At 53.3% G+C, this 25,006-nt stretch carries 21 protein-coding genes; 13 read left to right on the forward strand and 8 right to left on the reverse strand.

Features of this window, described 5'->3' with window-relative positions; translation table 11 throughout:
• Window positions 1-18: 18 nt before the first annotated feature.
• Both IPH75_12150 and IPH75_12155 read right to left on the reverse strand, forming a co-directional pair.
• Window positions 19-495, reverse strand: a complete 477-nt coding sequence (locus IPH75_12150) for a hypothetical protein (GenBank protein ID MBK7142820.1) — start codon at window positions 493-495, stop codon at window positions 19-21.
• Between the two features lie 248 nt (window positions 496-743).
• Window positions 744-1,925 carry a metallophosphoesterase gene (locus IPH75_12155; GenBank protein ID MBK7142821.1) on the reverse strand — a complete coding sequence of 394 codons (1,182 nt, stop codon included), beginning with the start codon at window positions 1,923-1,925 and terminating at the stop codon, window positions 744-746.
• Window positions 1,926-2,108: 183 nt separating this feature from the next.
• Here IPH75_12155 and IPH75_12160 point away from each other — a divergent pair, with 183 nt between their 5' ends.
• Window positions 2,109-2,366 carry a hypothetical protein gene (locus tag IPH75_12160; GenBank protein ID MBK7142822.1) on the forward strand — a complete coding sequence of 86 codons (258 nt, stop codon included), beginning with the start codon at window positions 2,109-2,111 and terminating at the stop codon, window positions 2,364-2,366.
• Here IPH75_12160 and IPH75_12165 read toward each other — a convergent pair.
• Window positions 2,353-2,808, reverse strand: coding sequence for a hypothetical protein (locus IPH75_12165; GenBank protein ID MBK7142823.1), 456 nt, complete (start codon window positions 2,806-2,808; stop codon window positions 2,353-2,355). The two genes, IPH75_12160 and IPH75_12165, sit on opposite strands and share 14 nt — an antisense overlap.
• Window positions 2,809-2,910: 102 nt before the next feature.
• Entirely contained in the window at window positions 2,911-4,422 is a 1,512-nt protein-coding gene (locus IPH75_12170) for a carboxypeptidase M32 (GenBank protein MBK7142824.1), read from the reverse strand.
• Window positions 4,423-4,594: 172 nt separating this feature from the next.
• Between IPH75_12170 and IPH75_12175 the strand changes: the two genes are divergently transcribed.
• Window positions 4,595-5,461 carry an FAD-dependent thymidylate synthase gene (locus IPH75_12175; GenBank protein MBK7142825.1) on the forward strand — a complete coding sequence of 289 codons (867 nt, stop codon included), beginning with the start codon at window positions 4,595-4,597 and terminating at the stop codon, window positions 5,459-5,461.
• A 464-nt stretch (window positions 5,462-5,925) separates the two neighbouring features.
• Here IPH75_12175 and IPH75_12180 read toward each other — a convergent pair whose 3' ends face one another.
• On the reverse strand, window positions 5,926-6,861 hold the full coding sequence (locus IPH75_12180; protein ID MBK7142826.1) for a permease: 936 nt from the start codon (window positions 6,859-6,861) through the stop codon (window positions 5,926-5,928).
• A 3-nt stretch (window positions 6,862-6,864) separates the two neighbouring features.
• Window positions 6,865-7,122 carry a Smr/MutS family protein gene (locus tag IPH75_12185; GenBank protein ID MBK7142827.1) on the reverse strand — a complete coding sequence of 86 codons (258 nt, stop codon included), beginning with the start codon at window positions 7,120-7,122 and terminating at the stop codon, window positions 6,865-6,867.
• Between the two features lie 346 nt (window positions 7,123-7,468).
• On the opposite strand from IPH75_12185, the gene IPH75_12190 reads away from it, so the two are divergent.
• The 8 genes from IPH75_12190 (at window position 7,469) to IPH75_12225 (ending at window position 18,036) form a co-directional block, all read left to right on the forward strand.
• The gene (locus IPH75_12190) at window positions 7,469-9,286 is read left to right on the forward strand and encodes a M3 family oligoendopeptidase (protein ID MBK7142828.1); all 1,818 of its coding nucleotides are present in this window, start codon (window positions 7,469-7,471) and stop codon (window positions 9,284-9,286) included.
• Window positions 9,287-9,294: 8 nt separating this feature from the next.
• A complete protein-coding gene (locus IPH75_12195) occupies window positions 9,295-10,407 on the forward strand; it encodes a DNA alkylation repair protein (GenBank protein MBK7142829.1) in 1,113 nt (370 codons plus the stop codon).
• A gap of 659 nt (window positions 10,408-11,066) precedes the next feature.
• Complete coding sequence (locus IPH75_12200; protein MBK7142830.1) at window positions 11,067-12,128, forward strand: hypothetical protein; 1,062 nt, start codon at window positions 11,067-11,069, stop codon at window positions 12,126-12,128.
• Between the two features lie 28 nt (window positions 12,129-12,156).
• Complete coding sequence (locus IPH75_12205) at window positions 12,157-14,025, forward strand: S8 family serine peptidase (protein ID MBK7142831.1); 1,869 nt, start codon at window positions 12,157-12,159, stop codon at window positions 14,023-14,025.
• 34 nt (window positions 14,026-14,059) lie between these two features.
• Window positions 14,060-14,305: a hypothetical protein gene (locus IPH75_12210; GenBank protein ID MBK7142832.1), complete on the forward strand. Its 246-nt coding sequence runs from the start codon at window positions 14,060-14,062 to the stop codon at window positions 14,303-14,305.
• A gap of 58 nt (window positions 14,306-14,363) precedes the next feature.
• On the forward strand, window positions 14,364-14,642 hold the full coding sequence (locus IPH75_12215) for a hypothetical protein (GenBank protein MBK7142833.1): 279 nt from the start codon (window positions 14,364-14,366) through the stop codon (window positions 14,640-14,642).
• 45 nt (window positions 14,643-14,687) lie between these two features.
• The gene (locus IPH75_12220) at window positions 14,688-14,927 is read left to right on the forward strand and encodes a hypothetical protein (GenBank protein ID MBK7142834.1); all 240 of its coding nucleotides are present in this window, start codon (window positions 14,688-14,690) and stop codon (window positions 14,925-14,927) included.
• Between the two features lie 811 nt (window positions 14,928-15,738).
• Complete coding sequence (locus tag IPH75_12225) at window positions 15,739-18,036, forward strand: T9SS type A sorting domain-containing protein (GenBank protein MBK7142835.1); 2,298 nt, start codon at window positions 15,739-15,741, stop codon at window positions 18,034-18,036.
• Between the two features lie 29 nt (window positions 18,037-18,065).
• Here the strand turns inward: IPH75_12225 and IPH75_12230 are convergent, their stop codons facing one another.
• The gene (locus tag IPH75_12230; GenBank protein MBK7142836.1) at window positions 18,066-18,203 is read right to left on the reverse strand and encodes a hypothetical protein; all 138 of its coding nucleotides are present in this window, start codon (window positions 18,201-18,203) and stop codon (window positions 18,066-18,068) included.
• 7 nt (window positions 18,204-18,210) lie between these two features.
• Between IPH75_12230 and IPH75_12235 the strand changes: the two genes are divergently transcribed.
• Both IPH75_12235 and IPH75_12240 read left to right on the forward strand, forming a co-directional pair.
• Entirely contained in the window at window positions 18,211-20,361 is a 2,151-nt protein-coding gene (locus IPH75_12235; GenBank protein MBK7142837.1) for a S8 family serine peptidase, read from the forward strand.
• A 1,151-nt stretch (window positions 20,362-21,512) separates the two neighbouring features.
• On the forward strand, window positions 21,513-23,042 hold the full coding sequence (locus IPH75_12240; protein ID MBK7142838.1) for a sigma 54-interacting transcriptional regulator: 1,530 nt from the start codon (window positions 21,513-21,515) through the stop codon (window positions 23,040-23,042).
• A 494-nt stretch (window positions 23,043-23,536) separates the two neighbouring features.
• Here the strand turns inward: IPH75_12240 and IPH75_12245 are convergent, their stop codons facing one another.
• Window positions 23,537-23,845, reverse strand: a complete 309-nt coding sequence (locus IPH75_12245) for a GIY-YIG nuclease family protein (protein ID MBK7142839.1) — start codon at window positions 23,843-23,845, stop codon at window positions 23,537-23,539.
• 873 nt (window positions 23,846-24,718) lie between these two features.
• On the opposite strand from IPH75_12245, the gene IPH75_12250 reads away from it, so the two are divergent.
• A complete protein-coding gene (locus tag IPH75_12250) occupies window positions 24,719-24,970 on the forward strand; it encodes a hypothetical protein (GenBank protein ID MBK7142840.1) in 252 nt (83 codons plus the stop codon).
• Window positions 24,971-25,006: the final 36 nt, after the last annotated feature.

Below are 25,006 nucleotides of genomic sequence, written 5' to 3' on the forward strand. Positions count from 1 at the left end.
ACCAAAACAAAGTGTTGGCTACTTCAGATGAGCGGCGATCAACTTGGTCATTTCGAACATGTTGACCTGCTTGCGTCCTTTGAAGACAACCACCAGTTTCTCGTCCGCATTGATCATGCGACGATTGTTCTTGTCCTGAAGATTGTTCTTCTTGATATAATCCCACACGCGCTTGGTAACCTCGGTGCGGGGCATCGGACGCGCGCCAATAACCGCTCCAAGTTCGGCAGAGGGCGTCAACGGCTTCATGAAAGCCGGGTTTGGAGCACGCTTCGTAGCCTTTTTCGCAGGCGCTCTCTTGGAGGCTTTTTTGGCGGACGCCTGCTTTTTACTCGAAGCCTTCTTGGCGGCTTTCTTCTTACCAGCCTTCTTGGTGGTCTTCTTAGCCGACTTCTTAGTGGCTTTCTTCGTCGCTTTCTTCGTGGCCTTCTTGGTGGCCTTCTTCGTCGTCTTCTTGCCAGCCTTCTTGGTGGCTTTCTTTTTTGCCGTAGGCATTGTGTTGCTCCTTAGCATTGAGGGTTAGAGTTACTATGGGTTAAGTCGGTTTCCCTGTCTACTTAACTGTGAGACGCTTCCCTGAAACATCTCGCATACCCATTTTCGCTGAAAAGAGTACGGTGTTTGAAAAAACATGGCAAGAAAAAAGTGCGATTTTGGAGTAAATAATTGCTTTTTTTTAGAGAGCGTTGAGGCCCTACGAGAGTCGATTTATCGAGAGAAAACGCAAAAAGCGTCTCGAAAGATCACGCGCGATGCAATTCCAACACCGGTGCTTCGGGTGGACATCCCAGTCGGAACGGGAACCAGTGTCCCACTCCGGATGACGTATAAAGGACTGATTTCCCTCTCCGATATTCACCCCACAGATAGCGATCTTCCCAGTAAGAATCGAACACCGAGCGACCCATAAAGCCGATCTGTCCTCCATGAGTGTGACCGGCCAGCGTGAGCGCGATCCCCTGTTCAGAGGCGTGATCGAATGCATCCGGTCGATGACTCATCAGGATCCTGAATGCGTCCGTATGACTCTCTTCGAGAGTCTGGTCGATCGTCGTCTGGAAGAAAGTCGTCTCTTTGGCGCCCATCCGTCGAGGATCATCAATTCCCCCTATGAAAACGCTGGTTCCACCAACCTGAACGTGTGTCCCCTGGTTGATAAACAGCGGCACGGCACTCTGGTCGAAAATGCTTTTTACCTGCTCCACGCCTCGGAAATACTCGTGATTGCCGAGCGTCGCGAAGCTCCCATTCGGCGCCTTAAACTGCTCGATCAGTTTCAACGCGTCGGGCAGTTGTCCAAGATCATCGGCGACATCGCCGGTCACCAGGACCAGATCGGGATTGAATTCGCGCGCCCGCGTGAGCACATCCTCAAGATCTTCCAGGGTGGTGTAGTGGCGAAGGTGCAGGTCTGAAAGGTGCAGGATCCGGTACCCTTCCAGAGACGGCGGGAGGTCGTCGATCCTGATCGATTTGGTGAAGACATTGACCGAGCCAAACGACCGGGTGAAACCCGCGCCAGCCGCCGTCACGGTCGCAAGCGGGACCGCGGCAGCGATCCCTTTGAGGATGATCCGTCGATTCGAATCAACCGCCGTGTCGGTCTTGCGGTGGCGGATCAGGTGGTCGATCAGCCGGTTGATCAGGTGGAAAAGACCTGAAACCGGGAGTGACAAAAGCAGCGCAAACTGGAGCACAAACGCCAGTGCGGTCAGCAACATTCCGGGGCGAGACAGCCATTGGTTCTGGTAGTATTCTCCCAGCCCCCAAAGCCCCATGGCCACCAAAGTGACCACCGGTAACATGAGCGAACTCCAGCGGATCGATCTTTTTCGCCACCAGTCGCGGTTGAATCCCCAGAGCAGCAGAATCTGCAGTAGTCCGATGATCAGGGTGATCACGCTGATAAAGCCGATGAATTTCATATATGCGCCTGGCGATCCTTGGTTTCTGGACGGTTACAGATACTTCCGGTAATACGTTGCTCCGGCCCGGTTGTTTTTCTTAAACAGCCTACCGAACTATCGGTTTCCGGTAAACTTACTACAGTTCTGGCCGGAACTCCTCTATATTTTCCCGTATTTCCGTGAACCTTGGGGAGATGGCGGATGTTGCAGACTGGTAGAAAACGAACAGCTATGGAACAGAGCTACGACAACCCCACAGAGATGACGATTGGCGGAAGCAGCGAGTCAAAACCGACCAGCGGCTGGCGACGGTACCTCCGTTTTCCCAAATCCTGGAAAGAAGTCAAATCGCTGGGCTGGAAGTTCATCCTGGCGTTTGTGCTGTTTTACCTGATACGGGATTCAATTCTCTATATCCTGATCCCGTACTTGATCTACAAAGGGGTCATTGGTCAGTGAATTGAGGCGGAAGTGAGGCGATAAATGCTTCATGCTCGGCCTTGATCTTCGCTCGATCCCGGATCATCAGTTCATTCTCCCGCCGTATCCTGACCAGCAGATGCTGGATCTCCCGAACGATCTCAACCAATTCCTGGCCGCTATACCCGCCTCCCCTGATGCGCGATTGCAGCAATCGGCAGTGATGCAGGGCAAGCTGGTGGCGCTGGTGGATTTTGCGGTGAACCTTGAACATCGCTGAATGCAACTGGCGCATCTGTGTGTGAGTGGCCAGCGCATTGGCCGATGCCAGCATCGATTGGTGGATCTTCTCGATATCCGGCACGGGAGGTTGCGGTGCGATCACCTCGGCGGACTTCCGCTCTTCAGCCTCTATCTCCGTCACCAGGCTATCGAATCGGGAGATCAGTGTTCCTGTCGCGGTGTTATCTGTCTGAATCATCGGGGACCTCACTATCCATAATACGTGTCAGAGGCCCACTTCGACAATACAAAAAAACCGGCCCGTGAGGCAGGCCGGTTTCAAGAGAAATGTAATCGGATATTAGATGCCGTAGATCTCGCCATACTTGGTATGGAGGTAATCCATTAGCGGCTTGTGCGACAGCGTCTGACCCGTCACCTTTTTCGCCAGATCAGTCGCCCGATAGCGCGAACCATGCTTGTGGATATTCTCACGCAACCAGCCCAGCAGACCGCTGAAATCGCCGCGTTCGAAGTTCTGCATCATGTTCGGGATGTCGGTTTTCGCCTTGGCGAAGAACTGCGCCGAATAGAGGTTGCCAAGCGTATAGGTCGGGAAATAGCCGATCAACCCGGCCGACCAGTGGACATCCTGCAGAATGCCGTTGGAGTCCTTGTCTACCTCGATACCCAGGTAGTTTTTGAACCGCTTGCGCCATTCGCCAGCGGCATCCTTCGCGGGAAGTTCTTTGTTCAAGAGCGCCCGTTCCAGTTCGAAGCGAAGCATGATATGCAGGTTGTAGGTCCCTTCGTCGGCCTCGACTCGGATATATGACGGCCGGACATCGTTGATAGCACCGTAGAAATCATCGAGACTGACATCGTTGAGGGAATCACGGAAAATCCGCTTCGCCTGCGGCAGGAAATAGACCCAGAACTGCTTGGAGCGTCCGACCTGGTTCTCCCACATGCGCGATTGTGACTCGTGGATACCGAGCGACGTGGCATCCCCCATCGGCGTACCGAAGTATTTCTTTTTGTCGATCCCCATCTCATAGAGGGCATGCCCAGCTTCGTGCATGATGCCGAACAGCGCGTCATTGAGACGGTGCGGGTTGTAGCGGGTCGTGATGCGGGTATCCCCGGCACCAATCCCGGTGCAGAACGGATGGGTGGTGATATCGAGACGCCCGGCGGTGAAATCATACCCCATCGCGGCGGCAACTGCCTCGCCGAACACGCGCTGGAGATCGACCGGATAGGAGCGCTCGACTATGCCCGGATCGGGACGCTTTTTGGCGTCGCGGATCTTGCCGAGCAGTTCGACGAGATCTTTCCGGAGCGGAGTGAAGATCGCTTCGATCTCGGAGACTTTGGCGCCCGGTTCGTAATTGTCCAGCAGAGCGTTGTACGGCTCGCCCTCGTACCCAAGCGCTTCGGCCTGCTGGCGGGTCAGGTCATAGACTTTTTCGAGCCAGGGGGCGAACATGGCGAAATCGGACTTCGCGCGCGCCGTCTCCCACTCGGTTTCAGCGATAGTCGTGACGCGGACGATCTCTTCGACCAGCTTTTTCGGGAGCTTTGTCTCTTTGTTGTATTTGTGGCGAAGTTCGCGGAGATTGGCCGCTTCCGGCGTATCCCCTTTGACCAGATCGGTCGATTCGGCCTGACTTAACAGATCACCGATCTTCGGGCTGGTGAACCGTTCGTGATACATCCCGGCGATTAGTGCCATCTGCTGGGAGCGGAACTCTGCGCCCTGTCGCGGCATATAGGTCCGCTGATCCCACGCGAGGATCGAGGCGGTCGAGCCGAGGACGGAGATCTCATTCATCTCCCTGACTAATTCCTGATAGGCTTCCTGGGGTGACATGGTTTGTCCCTTTACTGTATTATGCGTTCGTACCAATGCTCATTTTGGGGTCGTGCCGGAGTATAGCCAAATCCGGCTGCGCTGGCAACCCCCTCTCACTTTCTTCCCATCCGGCTTGTGCCGGTCCATTCGACCCTGTATATTCACGCCGATTCAGCCAATTAAGAAAGGGATGTTTGTGGCACACGCTCGGAATTTGCAGGCGGATGCTTTGCTCGATAAAGAATATCCGGTATTGGACAAAGGGTTTGTCCGACTGATCGATTATATGGGGGATGACAACGCTATCGTCCAGGCCGCCAGAGTCAGTTATGGCGAAGGGACCAAAAAGGTACTCGAGGACCGCGGCCTGATCCGCTACCTGATGCGCCATCGCCACACGACACCATTTGAGATGGTCGAATTCAAATTCCATGTCAAACTCCCGATCTTTGTTGCCCGCCAATGGATTCGCCACCGCTCGGCCAATGTAAACGAATATTCCGGCCGCTATTCGGTGATGAAAGAGGAGTTCTATTTTCCGCCGGATGAAGATATCCGGAAGCAGTCCAAGCGGAATAAGCAGGGACGTTCCGAGGAGGAACTGCCGGCAGAAATTCGCAACCGGTTTATCGCCTATCTCCAGAGTTCCAGTAAAGACGCCTACGACAAGTACGAGGAGTTTATCGGCGAAGGTCTCGCCAGGGAACTTGCGCGGATCAACCTCCCCCTCTCGCTTTATACGGAGTGGTATTGGAAGATCGACCTGCATAATCTCTTCCATTTCCTCCGCCTGCGGATGGATGACCATGCGCAGAAAGAGATTCGCGTCTATGCCGATGTGATGGCCGAGATGGTCAGGGCGATCGTCCCAATGGCGTACGAAGCCTTTACTGACTATGCGCTCAACGCGGTCAATTTCAGCGGGCCAGAGCTGAAACTGCTTCGCGACCATGTCAGCGGCATTCCGGAGGATGTTGATGCGTTGGTGGCGCGCGGGTTGTCGATGCGTGAGGCGACGGAATTTCAGGCGAAGCTCAAGAAAATCAGCGAGCTATGAGCACGGCCGTGTGCGATAGACGTAAATAGTTGCCCGCTAAGCATTTTCACCTTGACACGCACTCCGTAATCAGTTACCTTAATATTGCTCGCCGTGGGAAATATCCGGCAGACACTTTTTATGAGTGTCGGCTGGAGGACCGATGGTTCTCGCGGATCGGTTAGGTGATATTAGGATGATCGCAGGAGAGTAGATGGACGTTGCTCACGTCCGGCAGACGAAGGTCTGTACTGTTTCAACTTCCAATCTCCCCCCTGTTAGATTTCCGGGTTTATAGCTCACCGCATATGGTGGGACAGCAAATGGAGTGGGATGCCGCTCGGTACGCGTCAGGCGTATAGTGCGTCTGGTAGCTGGTAACACAGCGCCACTAGGAAGATGGGATTACGCAAGTAAGACTGTTTTCCGATTGAACAAGAAGCCCTCGTGAGAGGGCTTTTTGTTAGGTGTGATGTTACCACCCTCTACAAAACAGAGATATTGATCAGATATGCAATCGCCACGGCGATGCCAGTGCTGACAAGCAGATAGGCGACGGCCGAACGTTTGCCGAATTTTCCCCAAACAACAGTTATCTCCGTGATGTCTGTCGTGACCCCAACCATGAGCATGACGAACACTACACCGAGTGTCGCCCCCATTGTGTAAGCTTGACCCGCCAAAACGCTGAATCCCTCGGAACAGAGTTCGATCACGGCACTGACCGGCACAGCCAGAAGGATTGTCCAGGGTGAAGCTGATTCGCCGAGATACTTATAGACAATGGCGTTTGGCACGAACGCAGCTAGTCCGGCTGCTAGAATCAGTCCGATCATCAAGTATTTACCAATATCCCTGAAGATCACCCAGGAAGATTTCAACACACGCATAAACCGATTGTGAGGCACAGCAGTCTCGCACCCGCAATCGGAACATCCAGCGCCGGCGGTACATACGGTGTTTGATTTTGCTTTGATGGCAGTCGGTAGGGGTGCGTCGATAAGGTGATGATGCTCTAATCGGGAAAGTACGACCCCGGACAGCAAAGCAGCGACCACCGCACAGACCATGAGAATCGCCGTGTTAAATGGTCCGAGAAAATTGCTCAGGACCAAAAATTGCGGCACGCCTGACCATGGGGTGGCGAGAAGAAATGTCAGGGCGACGGCTGTGCTGGCCCCTTTTTCCCGCAATGACACTGCCAGTGGAATCGCTCCGCATGAACAAGTTGAGGCAATCAAGCCGGAAAGTGCAGCTTTGACCAATGAACTGAGATCATTACTGCCGAAGTGTCGATTGACGAACGAACGTGGCACAAATTCAGTCACCACTCCCGCGGCCACAAACCCAACCAGAAACCATATCCACAGATCCTGAATGAGCATCCAAAGCGCATTGAAGTATTGACTAATATACTCCATGTGCTACTTCCTCAAATCCACCACCGTTGCGCCCCAGGAGCCGCCGCTCCCCTCTTCATGCCGGAAGCAGATGACATTAGGATGCGTCGACAAGACCGACCGCACGATCTCCCGCTGCACCCCTATCCCCTTCCCATGCACTACCCGGATCGCCAGAATATCCCGCTTGAGACATTCAGCAATGTAATCGAGCAGTACGTCTTTGGTTTCGTTCGGTCGGAACTGGTGAAGGTCCAGGGTGCCATTGATCGGATAGTTCATCGGGTCGTCATTCTGGTCATGCATGGCAGAAAGATAAGGACATCTAAAGCCAAAATACAGTCGAGATCGGGCTTCGACTACGCTCAGCCCTCGTCCCCAGAATCAAGTTGAGGGCGAGCTTCGCTCAGCCCTCGTTCCCAGAATCAAGTTCAGGGCGAGCTTTGCTCAGCCCTCGTTCCAGAATCGTGGTCAAGGAGGCCTCGCTCGGGTCTCGTCCCTGAATCAAGTTCAGGGCAGACTCCGCTCGGGTCTCGTCTGCGCTCGACCCGACAGGGATGCGGAACTTGCCAACCGGCGTCGCATTGGTTAACTTGCGGCACGATACGACCATTCTAAGGAGTTTTTCATGACCACTGTCGCGACATCCATCCCCGCCGCCCCGAAATGGGATCTCGAATCGATCTTCCCCGGTGGGTCGGCCTCACCCGAGTTCAAAGCGTTCCGCGAAAAGATGAAAGCGGAGATAGCCGCCGGGGCATCCCGCGTGTCGACTCTGCCGAACCAATTGGACAAAAACAGCCGCGAGCAGTGGAAGCAGTTTATCGTTCTCCTGCAGGACCTTCACGAACGACTCGAACTGATCCGTTCGTTTGGCGGATGTCTTATCGCGCAGAATGTCGCGGATAACGCCGCGCAGGGGATCGTCGGCGAAAGCGACCAGATGACCTCCGAATGGGAGAAGCTCCGGACCTTTCTCGAGGCATGGTCGATCAGACAGTCGGATGCCGCCTGGAATGACCTGGTGTCGGATCCGGCACTGGTCGGGTTCAAGTTTTTCCTCGATGAGACTCGCGAAACGGCCCGCCACAAGATGCCGATTGAAAAGGAATCGCTCGCGCTGGATCTCTCGGTCAACGGCTACCATGCCTGGAACCGTCTGTACGACCGGATGGCCGGGGACCTTCGGGTGAAAATGGAAGTTGGCGGTGAGACGAAAGAGCTGTCGATGGGCCAGCTTGCGACGTATATGGACAACCCGGATCGCAATGTCCGCCGCACAGCATTCGAGAAAATGACTGAGGCCTGGAAATCGCGCGCGGATCTTGCCGCGATGACCCTCAATGCGCAGGCGGGGTTCCGTCTGGCGCTCTACAAAAATCGCGGCTGGCAATCACCATTGATCGAGCCGCTGATGCAGAATCGTCTGAGTCAGGCGTCGCTCGATGCGATGTGGAGTGTGGTCGCTCGCGAGACCAAACGCCTCGCGCCATATATCGAAGCCAAAAAGAAGCTGCTGGGAATCGACGCTTTCCGCTGGTATGACGAGTTTGCCTCGGTCGGCGAAGTTCACCGGAAATGGTCGTTTGATGAAGCGGTTGAGTTCATTGTCACCAACTGCCGGTCATTCTCGGATCATCTGGCCGATTACTGCAAGATGGCAGTGGAAAAACGGTGGATCGAAGCAGAAGACCGTGCGGGCAAAGCGGGCGGCGCATTCTGCACGACATTTGGAATCCATCGTCAGAGCCGTATTTTCATGACCTACTCCGGCACGTATGACAATCTGTCGACTCTTGCGCATGAACTTGGGCACGCCTATCACAGTCATGTCCTGCGTGACAAGGCCTGGTTGGCCGGGATGTACCCGATGGGACTGGCGGAGACAGCCTCGATCTTCAACGAACTGCTGACCACCGACTCGGCGCTGGCCTCGGCACAGTCGCGCGATGAACGGCTGATGCTTCTGGATCAGCTCCTGATGCAGCCGTATGTCTTTTTCACCGATGTTCACTGCCGCTACATTTTCGACCGTGCGTTTTATGCCGAGCGGGAGAAGCGGATTCTGGACGCCGCTGGCCTCTGCGAAATGATGACCAACGCGCAGCGTCAGGCGTACCAGGGATTGTTGGCCGAAGATGGCTATCACCCGTACTTCTGGGCCTCCAAACTGCACTTCTTCATTACCGATACGCCGTTCTACAATTTCCCGTATGTCTTCGGCTTCCTCTTCGCCGGCGGTGTCTACAACTGCGCCCGCGAGGAAGGAAAGTCATTCGCCGACAAGTATCGTGCGCTTCTGGCTGACACCGGCAGCATGACGACTGAACAGGTCGCGAAAAAACATCTCGGGGTAGATCTGACGAAGGAAGATTTCTGGGTTGCGTCGGTGAACCGTTCGCTGTCAAAGGTTGACGAGTTCGTCAAACTGGCGAATCAGAAGTAAGTCCGGCAATGGCAGTTTCGGAAACCGCAGAGAAACCAAAACTCTGGAAAGACTATATCGACCGCGCCAGCTTAGTCAAGTTTGGCGCGGAGATAACCAAAGTCCATCCGAAATTTGATTCTCCCCGCTTTGTTGACGGATTGGTCAAAGCGAAGTTTGACCAGCTCGAACTGAAAGCCCGCATTGCGCTGATCGCATCGCACCTCAAGCCGCATTTCCCATCTGACTACAAAAAGGCGGTCGATATCCTTGTCACGGTAGCACCGGGATTAAACGGGTTCGAGAACTGGATACTCAATTCGTATGTCGATCAGTTTGGGATGGATGACCTTCCCAACTCTGTTCGGGCGATGCAGGAGTTGACCAAGCACGGGACGGCGGAGTTTACGATCCGCCCTTTCATTGTGAAATATCCGGAGCAGATGCTGAAGGTGATTCATCGGTGGGCGGAAGATGAGAACGAGCATCTTCGCCGCCTGGCCGCCGAAGGGACCCGCCCGCGCGGAGTCTGGACAATTCATATAGAGGCTTTCCGCAAGAATCCCCGACCGGTTATCGATCTGCTGGAGAAGCTCAAGGCCGATGATTCCCTGTATGTCCGCAAGGCGGTGGCGAATAACCTGAATGACATCTCCAAAGATCATCCGGATATCGTGCTCACCACCGCGCTGGCGTGGATGAAGACAAACGACGTTCGCACCAACTGGATACTCAAGCGTGCCTGCCGTTCACTCATCAAGAAAGGGACGCCGGAGGTATTCAAGCTGTTTGGGTTCACTTCGAATCCGCAGGTTGAGATCACAAAACTCAGGCTGACACCCTCGAAAGCGAAGATCGGCGACGGAGCCCGTTTGTCATTTGATTTGCTTTCGTGCGCGAAGAGATCACAGAAGCTGGCGATCGATTACCGAGTGCATTATGTCAAGGCGGATGGGAAACTGAGCGGGAAGGTATTTAAGCTGGTTGAAAAATCGCTCAAGGCCGGCGAATCGCTGTCGTTGTCATCGAAGCATTCGTTCCGCGAGATGACCACACGCAAACATTATCCGGGGAAACATAAGATCGAGATCATCGTCAACGGCCAGGTCTTTGGCACACTCGCATTCACTCTGAGCCAGTAACCAGCTTGATTCCTTGTCGGGGCGTGCGCAGAGCCGCTTTACTTCGTAAGCGATTCGCCTCTCGTCTTCGCTCGAGGCGACAGATTAAGAGACGCCGAGGCGACTAAGAAAACTTAAGCCGGCACTCCTTCCCGTCGGGCCGAGCGAAGACGAGACTCCAAATTAACTCAGCGACCTCACCACCCGTCGGGTCGAGCGAAGACGAGACCTGACTCACACGCAACTCGTACCGCATTCGTACCGGACTCGTACTTGTAATTGATTGCCGCACAACAACCGCAAAATCGCATTCGTACCACAACCCCCGGAATTCGTACCGAAAACCCTCAAATTCGTACCGCAAACCCCGAAATTCGTACCTCACTCGTACTTTCGATGGTTATCCACATCGCGTGTGACGATCACACGCGGCAGTCGCACAGCTAACTGATTACTGGACTTCGCGCTCCAATTTCGCGTGTGAGTTCGGCACGCCAGTTGATGTCTTGGGGGGAGGCGTGAAGCCACAACTTGTCAAGTATCGAAACCAGAGTGTCCGGGTTCGTGTCCACCCACCCGACTTTTCCAGCGGACCCGGCACTTTGGATTTCAGAACCCTTGACAAGGCCGACCAGGACACCCCAGATATACAGGTGGGAATATCAAATTGGGAGATTCAGATGCGAAAGTTCAAAATCACTGTCCCGGGATTCCTCGTTGTTCTCCTCATGTTACTACTTGGCTCCTGCGACCGGAAGCCGAGCGAACCGGTGGAGCCAAGAGAATATGCAATATGGATGAGTGAAGGTATCATCCAGAATCCAGGAGTCTATCCCGTATATCGTTGGTCGACGCTAACACAGCGACTGGATACGTTCTACTCCAACTGGAATACGGCGTCTGGATTTGATGTGAGCAGCGATGGCAACAAACTCTTCGTCGAAGATCACGGTGTGCTCAACATCCTCGATGCCGATTCTCTCGGGCTGATCGACCAACTGACAAATACTCATCTTGATGGGACTTGTGGCAGTAACAAGTACCTGGTTACGCAACAGAATGGTGATCTCAGCGTATTGCGGCAATCGGACCTCAGCCCGATCCTGCAGGACACTCTTCAGGTTCGCTCTGCATTTATCGGTGGAGATAATCGCATATTTTACGGGTTGGTCGGTTCACCCAATCGAGATACAGTCATTTCGTTTCCATTAGATAGATCTCGAGAGCCGATCCTGACACCGCTTCCTCATGGCGCTGGACGACAGATCATATCCATCCATAATGGTAGCAAGTTCCTGCTCTATTTACAGTACAACACATTCGACTGGGCTTTTGCAGTCTACGATGTGCCTCTCGACTCATTTGTTTACTGGCATCCTCTTACACCAGGTTGGGGAGAAGTAGCGGTAACGCCGGATGAGCACTATGCGGTGATTACCAACCCCGGCACCTGGCTTATAGGGCCCCCCCCGCCTTCTTCCTTTCTCATCTTTGACCTTGAGACCAACGATTCCGCAATGGAGGTCGACGTTCGGCCAATCCTTCCCGACACTATGCTCTACGGAGACCGTATGCCTCTGTCGGAAGTGTCAATTACTCCTGATGGGAAACGAGCGCTGTTGGTCGGAAGGAACGGTGGTCATTTTGTAATCTACAATTTTGAAACCAAGAATCTTGAGACTTATACGCATGCAGGTTATAACATGCAGCTCATAGAGGCCACATGTCAAAACAGAAGGTGAACTGATCAAAACAGACTGGGAGGTTACAATGAACTACTTCGTATTCTCTGCATGTGTGGCAATTTTCATCCACGTAATTGCCCCACGCGCCCATGCGCAAGCTGTACCCGATACTTTCTACTATGGCACTAGCACGCCGGTTATTCTCAGAGTTGATTCGTCGAGAGTCTGCATTAGTTTTCTGGAGTCCACAAGTATCTATGAACGCACGGCAATCCTCGATAACTTCCCGGGAATTGGAGCTCCAATCAATACTCCAGACACAATGGACGGCTATCGTGTATACGCCGTTATTTCCGCCAATGGGTACCTCCAACTCTTGAATGCGCTGAACGCAATAGAGCAAGTCGATATCGCGGCTCCGTTTTATCGGTTCCCCGATTCTGTCGCAGCACCGATAGGAAAGCGACTTTGTGTTAGATTTAATGATGATATAACACCAGACTCTGCTGAGAACATCGCGCAGTCACTGAATGTGATTCTCATTGGAGAGATTCCAGGCATGCACAATGTCTATACTGCTTACAATGCTTCTGTAAACGGTTCATACACGGTCAATATTGCGAACACACTCCATCTCCATCCGTCTACCGTTTATGCACATCCAAGCATCGGTGGTAGATTTGAACGTACAGCTTACAGGACTTTCGATTTTTATGCCACATATCAGCCCCACCTCAAGCGCGTTATCGGAGAGCTTAATGTGCGGTCGGTATGGGACTTCGGAGGACTTACACGCAGCATGACGGTAGCGGTCATAGACGATGGAGTCGCTTCGCACGAAGACCTTCCTGTAGGAAAAATCGACCGCGGGATTGACTTCTATGGCGGTGTGAATTTCGGAGACATTGACATGGACCCCTCCCCGGGAGTAAGCGAGGCTCACGGGCAAGGTTGCGCCGGGATCATCGCGGCTTTGCACACCACGGATTCTGCCTCAGGTCAATTGGAGTCATCCGGCATGATATCTATTGGACCACGCACACGCATCCTGCCGATCAAGATCTTCTCCGATGATGGTGACGCTTTTGAGACCGGAGCGGAAGCTGCCCTGGCAATAGTCTGGGCATACCAAAATGGCGCGGACGTCCTTTCAAATAGCTGGTCTGCAGATACTCCGTGGATGGACGATCCAACTCTAAGTGACGCAATACACCGGGCCGTTGCGTTTGGGAGAAACGGTCGAGGTTGTCCTGTGTTCTTTTCTAGCGGCAATGGCTACTTCTCGAATTGCCAGTATCCGTCTAACCTGCCGTTTGTATTTGCAGTTGGCGCTTCACACCACACAAGTGACAGATATTGGGACTACAGTAGCTACGGCCCTGAACTTGATGCACTGGCGCCAAGCGGGAATTGGACGAATGAGTCGGTCTGGTCACTGGATCAGATGGGAAGTAACGGATACAACCCGTCCTTGATGTCCGATTGCCTACCTCAAAGCAACAATCAGAACTACGATTGTCACTTTGGTGGTACTTCCGCCGCCTGCCCTATCGCTGCAGGAATTGCCGCACTCCTTCTTGCAAAGGACAGTACGCTATCGGCAGAAGCTATCTACTATATTATACGAGAATCGGCCGACACGGCACTGGCGTGGGGAGCGATTGCTCCGCCAAACGATCGATACGGTTACGGCGTTGTTAACGCCTTTAATGCCATTCTCTCCATCTCACACGGTGATCTCACAAATGACAACAGCATTGATCTCAGTGATCTGTCCTTGTTGATAGCCTATATGGTGCGTACCCCGCGACCGACCATCTTTCCGTCAATCATGTTAGCAGACATGAACTGCAGTGGCACGATCGACATATCTGACCTGAACTGGATGATATACTTTGTTACATCCGCTCCTGGCACCGTGCCCGGACCCGTTTCGCCGTGCTTTAGATTTTGAAGGTTCTGGAATCGCCTTTCACTACGGAGGTCATATGCAATTGCCGTTACTCATCCTCTCGTTCCTCTTCCTGCTCACCGGCCTGGTGCTCAGAGTCATGATGCGGGCGTATCGGTCAGAGGCAGGCAAGGCGATCGGATGGTTCAGTCTCCGTGGATGGTTCGTTCCCTGGTCATCGGTCGACTATCTCACTCCGGTCGGCCAGAAGATGCATGTCGCGTCACTCGCCTGCATCATGTTCGGCATCTTTCTCTATATGTGGGTCCGCACGATGCCATGAGAGAGCAATCAAGCACTTTGTCATAAATGGATATTCTCAGATCTGAAAGGAAACCGCCATGAAGGATTTTATCGTCAAGACACTTCTGATGTCGGTCTGTTTTGCCGTAGCGTTGCTGATCGGCACACTCGTCGGACGTGCGACGGAATATCCCGTACTCGGATGGTTCGTCGTTGGATTGATTCAGGGACTTTGCGGGCACACTATCTTCGCGCCCGAAACCCACCGTCAGCCGTGGCGGTTTGCCACCGCATCGTTGCTCAGCGCCGTAGCGATGGCGCTCTTCTCTGTCGCGTGGAAGAGCCTGACCGATGGTACATTGATGGCCGGAATGTGAGCAGGAGTAAATCAGAATACAATTCTACATCGCAAGAGGTATCGCATGTATAAGACGCTCTATTTTGTATCGGGTGGGCTGATCGCGGTCGGTCTCATCCTGCAACTTCTCTCGCTTCGCTATCGTCGCGCGGAGTATTTCGCAATCCCCTGGTACCGGCGCTTCCGCGTGTCAATGGACATGACGAAATGCTACGAAGCGCCGGGGCATCTGTACGCGTCGTTCGGGATGTCGCTGGCGGCGTCGGGGGCGTTGGTCCTTCTGGTGCTCCAGTTGCTGAAGTAGTCGCAGTCGGTCGAGGGTCGGGCGAGAGAGCAGAGTCGCCCGACCTGGTTTGTTGTTTCATTCGCCTCTCGTCTTCGCTCGAGGCGACAGAGAAGGCTTCGCTCGAGGCGACAGATTAAGAGACGCCGAGGCGACTAAGAGAACTTAAGCCGGCACTCCTTCCCCGTCGGGTCGAGCGCAGTCGAGACCCGAATAACCAAGCCACCACCCACACCCGTCGGGTCGAGCGCAGTCGAGACCCGATCGCACGCGCCGACTCACGTACGCAACTCGTACCGCACTCGTACCAGACTCGTACTTGCAACTGCTTGTCGCACAACAACCGCAAAATCGCGTTCGTACCGATACCCCCGAAATTCGTACCGAAGACCCTCAAATTCGTACCCGAAACCGCCAAATTCGTACCGCAAACCCCGAAATTCGTACCTCGCTCGTACTTTCGCTGGTTATCCACATCGGGTGTGGCAGTCACACACTCGCTTCGATTTTCCAACTCATTACTGGATAACGCACTCCAACTTCACGCGCACGTTCGGCACGCCGGTTGATATACATCTTGTCGGCAATCGCATAGAGCCTGCGGTTCCTTTCAATTGTTTGCGTGTGCGATGGAGGCCGGGAGCTGGAACAAGCGAGCAGGTTGTCGGAAACAGTTCCCGCGCCTCTGTCGAAGAATCTGCAAAGAGAAGAACTATAGATACCCTTCTAGGAGGATGCCGGGTCGCGCCAGGGAATTAATTGGGTGAGAAACCTGGTAGACCCGGCTGATAAGAATTGTGATATTGCGAAATAACAGGAATCGAGGGACAGCATGAAATTCAGACTGCTATTGAGTGTGACCTTGTTGCTGGTCGCGGCGACCCGATCAAGTGGTGCGGATCTACTCAAAATGGGAAGCACGTATTCCAGCACACTGGTCCGAGCGGCGATCAAAGATAGCTTTGTGATCTGCTCGACACCAAGCGGGATCGAGGTCTTGAGATTCCGGGATTCATTACCACCTGAGCCGATTGCGCAGCTTAACTTGTACGACCAGCGTGGTCTGGTCTGGTGGGACTACGGGGTTACTGATCTTAAGATATCCGGCCAGACTGCCTATGCAGTGGACTGCAATGGACATCTCTATTCCATAGATCTGAGTAACCCGCTCGATCCGACAGTCATTGAGACAGTGGTACTGCCTAGGCCGGCGACCGCATTGGATGTCTCCGGCACCGTTGCCTGCGTCGCATATGGCTCCTATCGAGATTCGACAGGTATTCTCCTGCTTGATCTCTCAACGCCAACAGAAATTGCGGAAGTTGGAGCGATCCGTTTTCCTGATTCTCTGAATCCGCCCGAGGATGTGGCCGTTCGCGACACCGTTATGTTTGCAATCTGCCAGGGCGCATTGCTGGTCTTCAACATCGCCGATCCTTCGGCGCCGGTTTTCCTTGATAGTGTCCGTGTCAACCACAACCCGTTCCTCGAGATTGAACTTGATCGTTCGGATTCGCTCGTTTATCTGTCGGACCGGGGATTCAATTGGCCAACCTGTCAATCAGGATTAACAGTCGTCAACGCAGCCGATCCGGCGGATTTATTGGTCTTGTCCCGTACCGTGACCTATGGCGCGGCCTCGCAGATGGCGGTCAGTGACAGTCTCTTGTTCCTAACTGCCGGATCCTGGGGGTTACAGGTTTACGACCGGGCAAATTCAGCACAACCGGATAGTCTAACGCGTCTGCCGATCACCTATTTCGCCGGAGATGTGGTAGCCAACGAGTCGCTTGCGGTAGTGACCGACTATGGTCCGATGTACTTTCTCGACCTGGATATTGAACGATTCGAGTGCAAGTACTGGGTCGATTGGTGGCCGATGCCTTGGCCACCAACAGAGTTAACGGTGGTTGGTATCTCGGCGCCAATTCCACAAATCAAGGCCTCATACAGCTTACCTTCCCCTGCAACCGGAATCGCCGTCGCGTCAAACACGATCTATTGTCTGTACAATGATAATTTTGGACCAGATGTCATGGCCATTGATGTTACGAGTCCATCGAAGCCCACTTGGATCGGCAGTTGCCTGACCGGATTCGGTAATTCTACTGGTGTAGTGGTCGACACATTCCTGTATGTAGCATCTACCGGAATTGGGACAATCTCAACACCAGGGATTCGCACGATCAATATCGCCGATCCTGCCAATCCTTTTGTTGTTGCCGAAGAAACACTGGCGGTTGGCGGTATCAATTTCCAAGTACGCGACACTCTTCTCTATGTCATGCGCGGTGGCGACGGAATCAGCCTGGTGAATATTGCGACTCCCGACCAACCGGCTACAGTCTTCACCTATGACTCTCCCGGAATTGCCAAGGATGTCTGTTTCCTGGATTCGATGGTTTATATCGCCGACGGCGACTTTGGCATTATCGTCTTGTCAATGCCCAGCATCTCTAATGTGCAGTGGGTCGGGCAGATCGGTGGTAGTGGTAATGACTATTGTCGAATCATGGTTCGAGATTCACTGCTGCTTGCACTTACCCCAAACTCGATAGAAGTGTACGACATTGCGAGCGACCGTGTCAATCCGCCTTTTCTCGGTGGCGCTTCAATTGGTCCAAACATTCTCGACTTCGGTTTTGAGAGCGACCGGATGTATGCCGCAGTGGGCGAGCGAGGAGTATTGGCATATGATATCGGTAATCCTGCAGATCCGCAGCTCGTTGCCGAATATGACACACCAGTCAATGCGTTGGCAGTTGAGGCACGCGATTCTATGGTCTTTGTCGCCGATCAGGAGAATCTGGTTTGCTTGCGGTTCACCGGCGCAACTTCAGTCGACGGAAATGAATCTGGACTCCCATCACTCGCAACCCTGAAGCAAAACTATCCGAATCCTTTCAACCCATCTACAAAGATCGAGTACAGCCTGCCTCGACGGGCGCACGTTCGATTGACTGTCTACAATCTGCTTGGACAACAGGTGGCGAAATTGGTCGACGCGGAGCAAAGCGCCGGGACACACAACGTAGTCTGGCAGGCACACGGACAGTCATCAGGATTCTACCTATATCGCCTCCAAGCAGGCGAGGCTTCAGCAACAAAGAAGATGCTGCTGCTAAAGTAGTAAACCTGTTCAAAAAGGAGGTCTTAGAACTAAAGCACGTGGAACCCAATTCGACGAGCTGTCGGCGCAAAGAGCGTCTTCTCACCCAATGCCCAGTGGGCAGTTTCATTAAATGGCCATTTCTCACCCAGAAACGAGCCAAGTATGAGAGGAAGATCTGCTTCCATTCATGGCATGCTTATCCTGGCGTTGCTTTTCTCGGTCAACGCTACTCTGGCAGCTGAATCAAACTTCTTGCACGAAAAGGCAGAGCGACTGAAGACACAAGACCTGGATGCGATTGCTCAAACCGAATGGATATTGAGGAATTTCCCTGATTCTGTTAGATCATCTGATAAACTTGGGTTCAGCGCTGGACCAACCACAATTCTGCTCCCCGATTCTATTCGAGGTCTCTATTTCAGAGTCGGCATCGACCCTGAATCCCCGAGTTCCTATCTTCTCGGAAACGTGGTTGATAGCTTCGCAACTCTGAGTTCGGTTACTCAGGTTACAGGCAATGATGATTTGAATGGCGTGGCAATAGATTCCCAGGTTCTGTCCTGCATTTACCGGAACCAAATTCAGTACCTAGGTCGCCGCATAGGAACTGCATCATCTATGGACACATTCAGTGTACCCGAAGGAGACGGTAATGTCCAGCGTGACTTGACCACCTTCTGGTTGGTCCGTTTACCTCGCACTCTGAGTGTGGATACGTTGATGGCGGAATTTCAGACCATACCGTCGTTACAGGACATAGGTTTTATTCCCATTATCCGCATCCTGGACGACCATCCTACGGACGAACCGCATCCGCAATGTCAGTGGGTCAATGACTACTCGGACAGACAATACTCACTTTATTCGCCCGATTCCGTTTCGGGAGGAGTCGACGCGTACGGTGCTTGGGATCTGCTTTGCAGCACATGGGATACAGCAGCAGCCCCGTTAATCGGTATTTGTGATCGTGGATATGGCTCCGACCCGAATTTCCATCCCGATCTATACGGCAACATTTCGAATTTGAGCAAAGTAAGATTTCCATCTTCAATGCAGGAAATCCATGGTAATCATGGTTCCGCAGTTGCGGGCGTGTGTGGTGCGTCAGCGTACGACCTACCAAGATCATCGGCAGGAAAGGTCTCAGGAGGTATCTACACGGGCGGCGGCGTAATTGGAATCTTCCCAAAAAGCAATATGGTGCTTGCTGACCGCGGCGACGGAGGCGATGAGTATGAGAACTTACTCAATGACCTGAAATATCTGGTAGACACCTGTGAGGTGGATGTAATAAACATGAGTTGGGGGTACTTTGTGAGAGACCCTGCCATAGAAGCGATCCTGGAGCGAGCCTTTTTTCAACGAGGGATTGCTCTCATAGCGGCCGCAGGAAACTGTAGTCCAGCCACGCCATGTCCCCATATTCTGTATCCAGCCTCACTACCCTATGTGGTTGCAGTGTCCGCAACAGATTCCACAGGTTCCTCGGCCTGGCAGAACTTCGGAACCTTTGTTGACGTAGTGGCCCCTGGCAGTTGGGTCTACACGATTGGTGGTTTGACAAAAATTTTCAACGAACATGCAATGAACGAAGGTTATAGTTGGTGGAGCGGCACATCAATCTCTGCGCCACACGTTACCGGAATCGCCGCATTATTGAAGACTGCAGCGCCCACAATTGCGGCGGGAACCATTTATGATATTTTGAGGCAATCCTGCGACACCGTAGATGGTTTTACTAGTTTTCCGAATGTTTACACAGGCTACGGGAAGATAAACGCCAAGAAAGCAGTTAGTCGCGTAATCAATGGGCTGCATTGCGATGGCATACCCGGCGATGTTAATGTCGACTGTTACGTCAACTGGGATGACTGCTTGTTTCTCGGAGAGTTCCTTCGCGGCAATGTCGTGCTGCCCCAGCCTGCAAATGCCGATGTCAATGCAGATTGTCTGGTCGACCTGAGTGACTACGCCAGGTTATCCTCCTATACGTTGACTCTTGCTGGTACACTCCTTCCGGGCTGCGCAACTCAAGAACAACATCATACAAACCAGAGCGTTTCCGTTATGCCGTCGCTCGAAAATGCTTACCCCAATCCCTGTAACCCATCCACGACCATAGCCTATAATCTTCCTGCTGGATCTTCTGTGAAGATCGTCGTCTATAACCTCCTAGGCGAGATCGTGAAGGTTCTGCACCAAGGTTTCCAGGAAGCGGGTGCCTATAACGTGACATGGGACGGTCGGAATGACAGCCATGAGTTCGTTTCGAGTGGAGTCTATTTCTACCAATTGCAGGCCAATGACTTCACGGCGACGCGAAAGCTGGTACTTTTGAAGTAATGCTTCGACAGTCTCCCACGAATCCTACTCTTCCCTGCCCTCCAGTTTAAGACAGAGGGCAGGGTACGGGGCTCGTGGAACTCTCATCCCGGCTACTCGTGCATTGTGGCGTAATGGTTGCGGGCCGGATTGCTCCGTTTCATTTCCAGCCCACCCCAAAAAAACACTTTCTCCCCGGTGTGGCAGATTCGGGATACCAGCGCGCATACTCCATGTTACTTCGATGACAGTTTCTGTCAGTCACTTTTCCGCAAACCGATTCTCTGACAAGCGATTCGATATTTGATTTGTGAGCCAGTGATCTCCGCAATTCTTCTCGGACAATTCCCCCTTGAGTGGTTCCAACTCCAAGATAAGAACAAGATTGACAGTAGCATCGAATTGCGTATCTTACTTTAGGTTAGACGAGTAATGGAACGGTGGGAACTCGCGCCTGACCGCATTGACAGACAATTGCAGACATAGAACCCCTATTCTGCCTCCGCGGGTTTCTCCCTTCAGTTTTTTTTGAAAGCCAATCTCAAGTAAGAATTATGTGCAAGGTTTCCGAAAACCCTGATCAAATCCTAGACGACGTCGACAATCTGCTGCGGCTATTCAGGGAGCGCGAAGCATATGATATAGTGAGGGGACTGGATACCATCAACTTCTCCCGCCAGAAACTCGCAAGGTATCAAGTTCTAAAGCTTGGAACTGGGATTTCAGTAAGTGACTATTCCTTCAGAGATATCGAAGATTCCATCTCCTATTACGCTGAGTCCAAGCAATCCGCACTTCTTGGCTGGGCGCTACATGAGAAGGCAAGGTTATTTGTTGCCTTGGGAAGACATCGCGAAGCCCTTCCAATTCTGGAGCAAGCATACATTGAGTGCTTGGATGGTGGATCCCTTAGCAATGCCGCCAGGGCTATGAATCAATTGAGCTTCTGCCTGTATCAATTGGGCTGGATTGAGCCCGCAATTCATCACCTGAGAATTGGTCAAGCCCTCTATTTGAAGATTGGGAGAGACTCCTGTGTACAGACTCTTCGGAGCAATCTTTGTCACCTCCTATTCGGAGCCGGCCGAATTCGCGAAGCGGTCGAGGGTTATACAGAGCTAATTCCAAAGTTTGCAGGGGAGGGTGACCTTCGGCAGGGAATAGCGTATGAGATGGCCTCGTTGGCCTTTTCCCACTGCGGAGAATATGCTAAGGGCCGTGAATTAATTGAGTCTGCCATTAGGTTGCTCGCGCAACACAAACGCGAACTTGGCGTCTGTTATGAGAATCTGACAGTTATAGAGATTAAGTCTGGCCGATTCCGTGAAGCCAGAAAAGCCGTAGCCACGGGCCTCCAGATAGCAAATGAACTAGCACCTGAATCTGCGCTCTTCACGGGTATTAAAACGCGCCAAGCTGAATTGGCTGTCGCCACCGGCAAATTCACCGAAGCACAGAAGCATGCCGCCGAGGCGCTCGCGGTCGCGGAGAAGATCGGCCAACGGCTGGAGATCGCCGCCTGCTGGCGCGTTTTCGCGCAGGTTGCGGCCGCCACCGGCAAAGCCGAAGAAGCGCGCGATTGGTTCCGCCGCTCTATCGACCTCTTCAACCAGATATCCGCTCGTTACGAATTGGCCGTGGCCCGGTATGCCGCGGCATCATCAGAGATATTCGAACGTTCCGAATCGGTCGCCCTGCTCTACCTCGCCAAAGAATACTGCGAAGCGGAACAGGTCGCGCCATACCTCGCCAAGATCGATGCCGCTCTGGCCAAACTGGAACCGCGCAAAATCGCTCTCCAGCCTTCCGACTCCGATACGGTCAAGATCATTACCCGCAGTAAGCGGATGCTGTCACTGCTCGATCTGGCGCGCCATGTCGCGCCGACCCGCATGACTGTCCTGTTGACCGGCGCCACCGGCACCGGCAAAGATCTGATGGCGCGATGGATCCATGAGCAGTCCGGACGGACCGGACGGTTCCTCTCGCAGAATTTCGCCGCTCTCCCCGGCCCGCTGGCGGAGTCTGAGCTGTTCGGGCATCGCAAAGGGACATTCACGGGAGCTTCCGATGACAAGCCGGGGCTGTTTGAAGCGGCGGCGGGCGGAACATTCTACCTCAATGAGATCGCCGAGGCGCCGCTGGAACTCCAGGCGAAACTTCTCGAAGTACTGGAGACAAGATCATTGCGCCGACTTGGCGAAACGACCGACCGGTCGGTCGATATCCGGATAATTGCGGCGACCAATCATGACCTGGCGAAAGCGGTTCGGGAGAATCGATTCCGCGCCGACCTGTATCATCGCCTGAATGAGATCAATATCGCACTGCCGCCGTTGGCCGAGCGGACTGAGGATATCCCCGACCTGATCGCGCATTTCGTGAAGGAACTTGGCGTATCGGCGACCAATGGTTCGGCGGCTTATCTGGAGCGTCTGTCGTCAATCGTCTCGGCGCATAGCTGGCCGGGAAATATCCGGGAACTGCGGACATTTGTTCGCAAACTGCTGGTGATCGCGGAGAATGATATCAGCAAACTTCCGGAGATCGCGCAGGATCAGTTGCCGATGACGGATGAATCGCAGTTGGTGCGGATCCTTGAGCAGAGCGACTGGAATCAGACGCGCGCGGCAGAGACGCTTGGGGTGAGCGAGGGGACTATCCGGAAGCGTATCCGGAAGTTTGGGCTGGATCGGGACTAGGGTCTTCTTTCTTTTTCTTCAAATCACAGACAATTGAATCGAGTGGATGGGGGGCTGGGGGTTGTTGTTTGCCTCTCGACTTCGCTCGAGGCGACAGGTGGGGGGTCGTTCAAGGCGACAGGTGGATGCGCCTTGGAAGGATAGAGCAAACTGAGAGTGCAGTGTTCGCCTCTCGTCTTCGCTCGAGGCGACAGATGGGGGTTCGCTCAAGGCGACAGGAGGGGCGGCTTGTGGCGAAGTAGTCTACTTGAGCAGATTCTCTGTCACCCGTCGGGTCGAGCGAAGTCGAGACCCGAATAATCGAACACCCCTCACCCGTCGGGTCGAGCGAAGTCGAGACCCGAATCAGCAGACGGGGAGACTTGAGGCGAAGAAGTCAAAATGAGTGGATTCTCTTCAACCCGTCGGGTCGAGCGAAGACGAGACCCGAATCACCAAAACCCCTTCAACCCGTCGGGTCGAGCGAAGACGAGACCCGAATCAAGTCACACAGTCTACAGCTTTCTCCTGAAATGCGTTTCGTTCCTGCACTCTGCCAAAGCTTTCAACAGGTCGATCCTCCCCTCTATGAGCGCCTTCTTCTTCTGATGTGACCATCGCTTGATCTGCTTCTCTATTGCCGCCGCTTCTGCGATTGTCTGGCACTCAATAGTGTACATCAGCCTGATCGGCAGTCGCTGCGAGGTGAACCCAGGAACAACACCAGATTCATGCTGAATCATTCGCTGTCCCAGATTAGTAGTTGAGCCGGTATAGTACAGACTATCCGCGCACTCCAGAATGTAGACTGTAGGGTGGCGCATTTCTCTTTCTCTCACTTGAGATATACGCCCGAATATTATGGAATGTCACTGACAGGTAGTGTCAGTGAAAATGAAAGGAATTAGGATTATCTGTAGTCCCAAGGGTTCGCCTCTCGTCTTCGCTCGAGGCGACAGATGGGGAATGCTCGAGGCGACAGATGGAGGTTCGCTCCAGGCGACGGATGGAAGACTGATCGAGGCGACAGACGGAGGAATGACCGAGGCGACAGATGGAGGGGCCGAATCGGCAGGCGGGGAAACTTGAGGTGCCGAAGTCAAATTGAGCGGATTGTCTTAAACTTGTCGGGTCGAGCGAAGCCTGCCCTGAACCTGATTCAGGGACGAGACCCGAATCCGCAAAACCACTTCACCCGGTCGGGTCGAGCGAAGACGAGACCCGAAACATCAAACACCCCTCACCCGTCGGGTCGAGCGAAGTCGAGACCCGAAACACCGAACTCCCCTCACCTGTCGGGTCGAGCGAAGACGAGACCCAAACCATCGAACACCCCTCACCCGTCGGGTCGAGCGAAGTCGAGACCCGAATCACACTTCACTCGTACCGCATTCGTACCGCTACCCCCTAAATTCGTACCGAAAACCCTCAAATTCGTACCAGAAACCGCCAAATTCGTACCGATAACCCCGAAATTCGTACCTCACTCGTACTTTGGCGGGTTATCCACATCGCGTGTGATGATCACACACTTGCCTCGCATTTCCAAGTCATTACTGGATAACGCACTCCAATTTCACGCGCATGTTTGGCACGCGGGTTGATATACAGGTTCAGTGCATATGAACATCGGTGATTGATACCGAGTGGAAGAACCAGTTAACACAAATGGAGGATCGCAAATGAGGCTAAGTCGCATGCAACGAATTGTCGCCGCTGCACTCCTTACTCTTGCGCTGGTGGCTGACGGATACGAAATTGGGCGTGTAGCAGGTTTGGACAATGCGGCGCTCTCCGCGAGCAAACCTCCTCTCATTGTCAGAGGAAGAAAAGTCTTCAATCCAGATGGAACTTACAAGGGGTGCGAGGTTGGCGGCAACAACTGCTGGATCATCAATACTGTAGTTGGGCAACTGACGATCAGTAGCGAAGGGCTCGGCGTACAGTGACCATATTGTGTGGGACCGTGTGCGACACTACATGGT

The sequence above is a fragment of the bacterium genome, from assembly GCA_016708025.1.
Lineage (GTDB): Bacteria > Zixibacteria > MSB-5A5 > GN15 > FEB-12 > FEB-12.

Coding starts and splice junctions, on each gene's coding strand:
- IPH75_12150 (MBK7142820.1), bottom strand. CDS start 495: ATGCCTACGGCAAAAAAGAAAGCCACCAAGAAGGCTGGCAAGAAGACG.
- IPH75_12155 (MBK7142821.1), bottom strand. CDS start 1,925: ATGAAATTCATCGGCTTTATCAGCGTGATCACCCTGATCATCGGACTA.
- IPH75_12160 (MBK7142822.1), top strand. CDS start 2,109: ATGTTGCAGACTGGTAGAAAACGAACAGCTATGGAACAGAGCTACGAC.
- IPH75_12165 (MBK7142823.1), bottom strand. CDS start 2,808: ATGATTCAGACAGATAACACCGCGACAGGAACACTGATCTCCCGATTC.
- IPH75_12170 (MBK7142824.1), bottom strand. CDS start 4,422: ATGTCACCCCAGGAAGCCTATCAGGAATTAGTCAGGGAGATGAATGAG.
- IPH75_12175 (MBK7142825.1), top strand. CDS start 4,595: ATGTTTGTGGCACACGCTCGGAATTTGCAGGCGGATGCTTTGCTCGAT.
- IPH75_12180 (MBK7142826.1), bottom strand. CDS start 6,861: ATGGAGTATATTAGTCAATACTTCAATGCGCTTTGGATGCTCATTCAG.
- IPH75_12185 (MBK7142827.1), bottom strand. CDS start 7,122: ATGAACTATCCGATCAATGGCACCCTGGACCTTCACCAGTTCCGACCG.
- IPH75_12190 (MBK7142828.1), top strand. CDS start 7,469: ATGACCACTGTCGCGACATCCATCCCCGCCGCCCCGAAATGGGATCTC.
- IPH75_12195 (MBK7142829.1), top strand. CDS start 9,295: ATGGCAGTTTCGGAAACCGCAGAGAAACCAAAACTCTGGAAAGACTAT.
- IPH75_12200 (MBK7142830.1), top strand. CDS start 11,067: ATGCGAAAGTTCAAAATCACTGTCCCGGGATTCCTCGTTGTTCTCCTC.
- IPH75_12205 (MBK7142831.1), top strand. CDS start 12,157: ATGAACTACTTCGTATTCTCTGCATGTGTGGCAATTTTCATCCACGTA.
- IPH75_12210 (MBK7142832.1), top strand. CDS start 14,060: ATGCAATTGCCGTTACTCATCCTCTCGTTCCTCTTCCTGCTCACCGGC.
- IPH75_12215 (MBK7142833.1), top strand. CDS start 14,364: ATGAAGGATTTTATCGTCAAGACACTTCTGATGTCGGTCTGTTTTGCC.
- IPH75_12220 (MBK7142834.1), top strand. CDS start 14,688: ATGTATAAGACGCTCTATTTTGTATCGGGTGGGCTGATCGCGGTCGGT.
- IPH75_12225 (MBK7142835.1), top strand. CDS start 15,739: ATGAAATTCAGACTGCTATTGAGTGTGACCTTGTTGCTGGTCGCGGCG.
- IPH75_12230 (MBK7142836.1), bottom strand. CDS start 18,203: ATGGAAGCAGATCTTCCTCTCATACTTGGCTCGTTTCTGGGTGAGAAA.
- IPH75_12235 (MBK7142837.1), top strand. CDS start 18,211: ATGCTTATCCTGGCGTTGCTTTTCTCGGTCAACGCTACTCTGGCAGCT.
- IPH75_12240 (MBK7142838.1), top strand. CDS start 21,513: ATGGCCTCGTTGGCCTTTTCCCACTGCGGAGAATATGCTAAGGGCCGT.
- IPH75_12245 (MBK7142839.1), bottom strand. CDS start 23,845: ATGCGCCACCCTACAGTCTACATTCTGGAGTGCGCGGATAGTCTGTAC.
- IPH75_12250 (MBK7142840.1), top strand. CDS start 24,719: ATGCAACGAATTGTCGCCGCTGCACTCCTTACTCTTGCGCTGGTGGCT.